6 protein-coding genes and 1 pseudogene are annotated in these 7133 nt (G+C 65.6%); 3 read left to right on the forward strand and 4 right to left on the reverse strand.

The features are described from left to right. Positions 1-36: 36 nt before the first annotated feature. Both EAV90_RS17895 and EAV90_RS17900 read left to right on the forward strand, forming a co-directional pair. A complete protein-coding gene (locus EAV90_RS17895; RefSeq protein WP_129144211.1) occupies positions 37-864 on the forward strand; it encodes an FAD binding domain-containing protein in 828 nt (275 codons plus the stop codon). Beyond that, on the forward strand, positions 861-3578 hold the full coding sequence (locus EAV90_RS17900; RefSeq protein WP_129144198.1) for a molybdopterin-dependent oxidoreductase: 2718 nt from the start codon (positions 861-863) through the stop codon (positions 3576-3578). The genes EAV90_RS17895 and EAV90_RS17900 overlap by 4 nt, the downstream gene beginning before the upstream one ends. Here EAV90_RS17900 and uraD read toward each other — a convergent pair. The 4 genes and pseudogenes from uraD to EAV90_RS17920 form a co-directional block, all read right to left on the reverse strand. Next, on the reverse strand, positions 3575-4462 hold the full coding sequence (gene uraD, locus EAV90_RS17905; protein ID WP_164936991.1) for a 2-oxo-4-hydroxy-4-carboxy-5-ureidoimidazoline decarboxylase: 888 nt from the start codon (positions 4460-4462) through the stop codon (positions 3575-3577). The genes EAV90_RS17900 and uraD overlap by 4 nt on opposite strands. Continuing rightward, positions 4462-5406 (reverse strand): allantoinase PuuE, encoded by a 945-nt coding sequence (puuE, locus tag EAV90_RS17910; RefSeq protein WP_129144200.1) that lies wholly within the window; start codon positions 5404-5406, stop codon positions 4462-4464. Before puuE ends, uraD begins: the two co-directional genes overlap by 1 nt. After that, positions 5407-5820, reverse strand: a complete 414-nt coding sequence (locus tag EAV90_RS17915) for a DUF3830 family protein (protein WP_129144201.1) — start codon at positions 5818-5820, stop codon at positions 5407-5409. A gap of 91 nt (positions 5821-5911) precedes the next feature. After that, positions 5912-6192, reverse strand: a pseudogene (locus tag EAV90_RS17920) (hypothetical protein). 220 nt (positions 6193-6412) lie between these two features. On the opposite strand from EAV90_RS17920, the gene EAV90_RS17925 reads away from it, so the two are divergent. After that, positions 6413-6631, forward strand: coding sequence for a hypothetical protein (locus tag EAV90_RS17925; protein ID WP_164936992.1), 219 nt, complete (start codon positions 6413-6415; stop codon positions 6629-6631). Positions 6632-7133: the final 502 nt, after the last annotated feature.

Raw genomic sequence — 7133 nt, forward strand, 5'->3', positions numbered from 1 at the left:
CTTGACCATTCACCCGGCGGGAGGGTTGGCGCAGCCATGGACTTGAATACCATCACAGCGGTCGCCCATCCGCAAACGCGCTCGCAGCTGCCCGTTTGGACGGCAGGTGATGCTTGGCTCGCAGGCGGCACTTGGCTCTTCTCGGAGCCGCAAACGCATTTGACACGACTGATCGATCTCACCGATCTGAAATGGCCGGCGCTGACACTCACCGAGAGCCACCTCAGCATCGCCGCCACTTGCACCGTCGCGGAGCTCGATGGACTCGCCTGCCCGTCCGATTGGCTCGCGGCACCGCTGATCAACCAGTGCTGTCGGGCCTTTCTTGCTTCATTCAAGATTTGGAAGACGGCAACGGTCGGCGGCAATCTCTGCATGTCGCTGCCGGCCGGACCGATGATCTCGCTCACATCAGCGCTCGACGGAGTCTGCACCATCTGGAAGGCCAGCGGCGGAGAGCAGAGGCTTTCCGTGGTCGATTTCGTCACAGGCAACCAGCGCAACCGTCTCACGCCGGGCGACCTGCTCCGGCAGATCGATGTCCCGATTGTCGCACTGAAGCGCCGCACCGCCTTTCGCCAAATTTCGCTGGCGCCCGTCGGCCGTTCGGCAGCACTGCTGATCGGAAGTCTCGAAGCCGATGACACGCTGACACTCACAGTCACCGCGTCGACGGTGCGGCCGATCCAGCTTCTCTTTCGCAAAGCCCCGGATGCGAGCGCACTTCGTACCGCGCTCATGCAGCAGATCACGGATGACCTGTACCATACGGACATCCATGGCAAGCCGCTCTGGCGCAAGCATATGACGCTGCGGTTAGCCGAGGAAATTCGCAGCGAACTCCTGGGAGCGACGCGGCCATGAGCTTCGAGGTCAACGGCAAGGCGTTCTCTCAGGAGCCACGCGCCGGGCAATGCCTGCGCACGTTCCTGCGCGAGCTCGGCCATTTCGGCGTGAAGAAGGGCTGCGATGCCGGTGATTGCGGCGCCTGCACCGTGCTGCTCGACGGCGAGCCGGTACACAGCTGCCTGATCCCGGCGTTCCGCGCCGAGGGACGCACCGTAACCACGGTCGAGGGGCTCGGCGGCGACCATCCGATGCAGCAAGCCTTCCTCGACGCGCAGGGTTTTCAATGCGGCTTCTGCACCGCCGGCATGATCCTGACCTGCGCCTCGCTGAACCAGGCGCAGCGCACCGATCTCGGCAGCGCGTTGAAGGGCAATATCTGCCGCTGCACCGGTTATCGTTCGATCGAGGACGCGATCCTCGGCAACACCAATGTCGAGGCTATCGTCGAGACCGGCGCCGCCTTCGGCCGCAGCCTGCCGGCGCCCGCGGGTCCCGATATCGTGCGCGGCAAGGCACGCTACACCTTCGATACCGCAATCGAAGGCCTGTTGCACATCAAGCTGCTGCGCTCGCCTCATGCTCACGCCAGGATCGCCGCGATCGACAAATCGGACGCGCTTCGCGTTCCCGGCGTGCACGCCGTGCTGACGCATGAGGATGCACCGCCTGTCCTGATCTCGACTGCGCGGCACGAGAGGGACTGGATGGATCCCGAGGACACCCGCGTTCTCGATGACGTCGTCCGCTTCATCGGCCAGAAGCTCGCCGCCGTCGTCGCCGAGACCGAAGCCGCCGCCGAGGAGGCGTGCCGGCGGATCAAGGTGGAGTACGAGATCCTGCCCGCGCTGATCGATCCCGAGCAGGCGATGAAACCGGATGCGCCAGTTCTTCATCCTGACCGCACCACCGCGAACCGGATCGCCGATCCCCAGCGTAACCTCGCGGCGGAGACGCATGGCGAGTTCGGCGATGTAGCCGCAGCACTCGCCGCTTCCGCCGTCACCTATGAGGCGACCTTCCACAGTCACCGCGTGCAGCACGCCGCACTGGAGACTCACGGCGGGCTCGCTTGGCTCGACGATGCGGGCGTGCTCAATGTCCGCACCTCGACGCAGGTGCCGTTCCTGACCCGGCGCGCGCTGTCGGACATCTTTCAGCTTCCCATGGACAAGGTCCGCGTGTTCTGCGAACGCGTCGGCGGCGGCTTCGGCAGCAAGCAGGAGATGTTCGTCGAGGACATCCTGGCGCTTGCTGCGCTCAAGACAGGGCTTCCTGTGAAGCTGGAACTCACACGCGAGGAGCAGTTCATCGCGACCTCGACGCGGCATCCGATGCGGATCCACATCAAGGCCGGCGCCGATGCCGGCGGCAAGCTCACCGCGCTCCAGCTCGACGTGCTCTCCAACACCGGCGCCTACGGCAATCATGCCGGCCCCGTGATGTTCCACGCGCTGTCCGAGTCCATCGCCGTTTACAATTGCCCGAACAAGCGGGTCGACGGCTATGCCGTCTACACCAACACGGTGCCGGCGGGTGCGTTTCGCGGCTATGGCCTGCCGCAGGCCCTCATCGCGGTCGAGGCCGCGATCGACGAGCTGGCGAAGCAGCTCGGCATCAGCCCCTACGAGATGCGCCGGCGCAATATCATCAAGCCCGGCGATCCCATGCTGTCGCCGCCGCCGTCCGAATATCACGACGTGCTCTATGGCTCCTATGGACTCGACCAGTGCCTCGACCTCGTCGAGCGCGCGATGCAGGCCAGTGGCCCGCAGCCGGAGCTGCCGCCGGAATGGCTGGTTGGTGACGGCATTGCGCTGACCATGATCGACACGGTGCCACCGGCCGGCCATTTCGCCGATGCGACGATCGCGCTGCGCGATGACGGCGGCTTCGATCTCACCGTCGGCACCGCCGAGTTCGGCAGCGGCACCAGCACCGTGCATCGGCAGATCGCGGCGACGACGCTTGCGACCACTGTCGACCGCATTCGCCTGCGCCAGTCCGACACGGCGCACGGCGGCCACGACACTGGCGCCTATGGCAGCGCCGGCACCTTCGTCGCGGGCAAGGCGACGCATGCCGCAGCCGCGCAGCTTGCGACCGAGCTGAGGGCGGCCGCCGCCGGCGCGTGGCTGTGCGACGTGGACACCTGCGTGCTCGATGCCGATGCCGTCGTCAGCGGCGTACGCCGCATGTCCTTTACGGAACTGGCCAAGCTCGCCCGCGAATGCGGCCAACCCTTCGCAGGCACCGGCAGCTCGAACGGCACGCCGCGTTCGGTCGGTTTCAACGTGCAGGGCTTTCGCGTCGCGGTGAACAAGGGCACCGGTGAGCTCAGGATTCTCAGGAGCGTGCACGCCGCGGACGCGGGCGTCGTCGCCAATCCCATGCAGTGCCGCGGCCAGATCGAAGGCGGCGTGGCGCAGGCGCTCGGCGCTGCGCTCTACGAGGAGATGGTGATCGACGCCACGGGGCGCGTCATCAACCCGAAATTCCGAGATTATCACCTGCCCTCCTTCGCCGACGTTCCGCGCACGGAGGTGTTCTTCGCCGAAACGTCCGACACGATCGGACCGCTGGGCGCAAAGTCGATGAGCGAGAGTCCGTACAATCCGGTTGCCGCTGCGCTCGGCAACGCCATTGCCGATGCCACCGGCATCCGCTTCACCGCGCCGCCCTTCAAGCCGGATCGGCTGTTTCCGGCGCTGCTCGACAAGTTTGGTGGCTAACTGCCGCGATAGGTCGAATAACTCCAGGGCGTGACCAGCAGCGGCACGTGGTAATGGCTTTCCGGCTCGCTGATCGCAAAGCGCAGCGGGATCTCGTCGAGGAACGGCGGGTCCGACAGCGGCACGCTGCGCTCGGCGTAATAACTGGCGACGCGGAATCTGAGCTCGTAGCGGCCAATCGGCAGCGGACGACCGCCGATCAGTGGCTGGTCGGTGCGGCCGTCCGCGTTCGTGACGGTCCGCGCGATGATGCGGCTCTCGCCGAGGCTCGCGAGCTCCACGAGCTCAACCGGGATTCCCGGCGCGGGCTTGCCAATGTGATTGTCCAGCACATGAGTCGAGAGCCGGCCGTGCACCTTCAGCCGATCGTCGGCAATGACGAGCTGATCCAGCCGCAGCGCCGAGATGCGGCCGATCTCCTCGATCGCACGCCTTATCTCGGTCTTGATGATGTTGGGCTGCCGCGTCTCGAAGTCGCGCAGCACGGAATCCTTGGTGTGACGGCGCACGCAGACGATATAGGGGATGCCGAATTTTTCGCGATAGGCGTTGTTGGCACGTTCGAACGCGGCGTATTCGGCTTCCGACAGCCGGTCGAGTCCGGCGCTGTTCTGCTCGTCGGTCGATTCCGCCGTGAGGCCGGCGGCGCGCTGGGTCTTGTTGGCGAGATCGGGATGCGCCCGGATCAGCGCCAGCTGAACGTCAGGCTCTGCACCCTGGATCGCCGCAATCAGCGCGGCGTGCAACTGGTTGATTCCGGCGAACGGCCGCTTTGCCGCAAGCTGCTCGGCGATCCATGGCGAATATTCGACGACATTGGCGAGCGCCGCGACGAATTCGGCCCGGCTTGCAGCGTTGAGATCGGCGAGCGGGATCTGCGACATCATCCTCTCCACCCGATCTCGAATGCGTCGGCGGCAAGATGGGCGTGCTTGTCGTGCCAGTGCTGCGCGATCTGCAACCGCGTCGGCACCCAGACGCGCTCGTGCTTGCCGATATGATCGAGGAAGCGCATCAGCCCGGCCGCGCGGCCGGGCCGGCCGGCGAGGCGGCAGTGCAGGCCGACCGACATCATCTTCGGCGCGGTCTGCCCTTCCGCGTAGAGCACGTCGAAGGCGTCCTTCAGATAGGTGAAGAACTGCTCGCCTTCGGCAAACCCTTGCGGATTGATGAAGCGCATGTCGTTGGCATCCAACGTATAGGGAATCATGAGCTGCTTGCCGTTCGCGCCCCTGACCCAATAGGGCAGATCGTCGGCATAGGAGTCGCACAGATAGAGGAAGCCGCCTTCCTCCATCAGCAGGCGGTTGGTGTTGATCGAGGAGCGCCCGGTGTACCAACCGAGCGGCCGCGATCCTGTCACCTCGGTGTGGACGCGAATGGACTCCGCGATCTCGGCGCGCTCCTGCGCCTCGGTCATGTCCTTGTGCTCGATCCATTTCAGGCTGTGGCTCGCGATGTCCCAGCCCGACTCCTTCATCGCCGCGACGATCTCGGGATTGCGCTTGAGCGCAGTGGCGACGCCGAACACCGTGGTCGGCCACTTCCGCTCGTTGAACATCCGCCACAACCGCCAGAAGCCGGCGCGCGAGCCATACTCGAACATGGATTCGATATTGGCATGGCGCTGACCCGGCCAGGGCTGCGCACCGAGCACGTCGGACAGGAACGCTTCCGAGGCGCGGTCGCCGTGCAGGATGTTGTTCTCGCCGCCCTCCTCGAAATTGACGACGAACTGCACCGCGATCCGCGCCTCACCTGGCCATTGCGGGTGCGGCGGATTGCGGCCGTAGCCGCGGAGATCGCGCGGGTAGCGAGGCTCACTCACTCAGACTTCCTCGAAGCGGATCGGCAGCGCGCCTTTCCACAGCACGCTCTTGCCGAGTGTCGCCAGATTCTCCAGGCCCGAGCTCAGCGTGATGAAATGGTTGCCGGCGAGCTGGCCCATCTTGCTCGCGAAATGCACGCCGCCATAGGCCAGCAGGATCTCGGTCTCGCTGATGCCGCCCGGATAGAGGATGATCTGGCCTGGCGCGGGATAGCTGGTGTGGTTCTCGTAGCCGACGCCGAAATCGAGGTCGCCGAGCGGCATCCACACGCCCTCGCCGCTCCAGCGCACATGGATGATGTGGCTTTCGAACGGCAGCGCCTTGCGGAAGGCGGCCACTGTCTTGGGTGCCAGCTGCTCCTCGAAACGGGCATCGAAGGTGAAATCGCCGGCGCGGATAACGAGTTTGCTCATCTCATCTCTCTGGATCGGGGGCTAGAGGCCCCGCGGGGAACCTTCAGCAAAAAGCACTCCATCGGGCTTCGCGCAAGGGGCGGAGTCGCAATCACCTGCGATCGTAGGACCAGCCGAAAATGCCGCTCGCCGCACCTCCGGCTCCGGCTCGGCGGCTGCCGCAGGCGGCGCCTCCTTCAGTTCCGCCTGCGGCGGGGGTGCGGGCGGCGCCGGCAGGTTCTCGCATTTCATGGAATAGACCAGCTTGCCGTCCGCGGTCCGCCCGATCGGCGCGCAGGGATCGGGATGCGCCGCAGCGGTCTTCGGTGTCATCTTGACTTGCGCGGCTGCGGGCGAAGCGATCAGCAGCAGGACCAGCAGATATCTCGACATCGTTGTCGCCTGGGAACTCAGTTGCCCCATTGAACCGGATTGCGGCGGGCAAGTCCATCGGGGGCCAAGGGCAGGCTGCCGAATATTTAGCCGGGACCAAAAATTTTGCTCGCTCCATCGTGATGGCGCCGCCGCTGATATCGAGAAGGCCCATCGCCATGTCAGCCTGGACGACGACGACATCTCTCACAGCCGGAGCGTCGTCACGGGAGAGACAACGATGCAAAAGACTTTCACCTTTCTCGGCGCCATGCTGATTGCCGCCGCCACCATCCAGACCGCCGCCGCAAGCGACCGCCACCACGCCCGCAAGGCGCAACGCGCTCCCATCACGCAGTCGGTCCGCGACTCCAATGCCGCGCTCTGGCCGTCGCAGCCAACGGCGCCCGATTGGTCGCGCTATGCCAACGGCGCGATGTCGGCGCCGGCGGGACGGTGATTTGCCGATGCGTTGCATGTCGGCTTTTGCTCGTGTGTCCCGGACCAGCCGCAACCCGTGAAGCGTTGCGGCGCAGAGCCGGGACCCAGGGCAACACGGCACGGGCGCGGCGACATGGGCCCCGGCTCTGCAGCGCACCGCTGAAGGAGCGCTGCGCTGCGTCCGGGGCACGCGAGAGGCGTGTGGTACACGCTCTCTCCTCCTCGTCATTGCGAGGAGCCCTTGCGACGAAGCAATCCTGAATCGCGCCGCGGAAAGATTCTGGATTGCTTCGCTGCGCTCGCAATGACGGAGTGTGAGGTGACAGCGTGTGCGTGGCTGCAGACATGCCTTCGCGTCCTCGCGGCGCAACTCGCCCGAGCTTTGCTTCGTCGCTTCACCCTCTGAAAGCCAAGAGCAACTGTGGCGAAGTAGCCCGGCGATCGGCCGGCCTCAAGGCTGGCGCTGGCGCGCCCCCGCCTGCGGCGGCTGACGGCCTTGACCCCGTCCGCTCACCGGTCTG

It is taken from the genome of Bradyrhizobium vignae (assembly GCF_004114425.1).
GTDB classification, from domain to species: domain Bacteria; phylum Pseudomonadota; class Alphaproteobacteria; order Rhizobiales; family Xanthobacteraceae; genus Bradyrhizobium; species Bradyrhizobium vignae.

Bases quoted from the DNA above. Each gene is read 5' to 3' on its own strand.
- EAV90_RS17895 (WP_129144211.1), top strand. From the start codon at position 37: ATGGACTTGAATACCATCACAGCGGTCGCCCATCCGCAAACGCGCTCG.
- EAV90_RS17900 (WP_129144198.1), top strand. From the start codon at position 861: ATGAGCTTCGAGGTCAACGGCAAGGCGTTCTCTCAGGAGCCACGCGCC.
- uraD (WP_164936991.1), bottom strand. From the start codon at position 4,462: ATGTCGCAGATCCCGCTCGCCGATCTCAACGCTGCAAGCCGGGCCGAA.
- EAV90_RS17915 (WP_129144201.1), bottom strand. From the start codon at position 5,820: ATGAGCAAACTCGTTATCCGCGCCGGCGATTTCACCTTCGATGCCCGT.
- EAV90_RS17925 (WP_164936992.1), top strand. From the start codon at position 6,413: ATGCAAAAGACTTTCACCTTTCTCGGCGCCATGCTGATTGCCGCCGCC.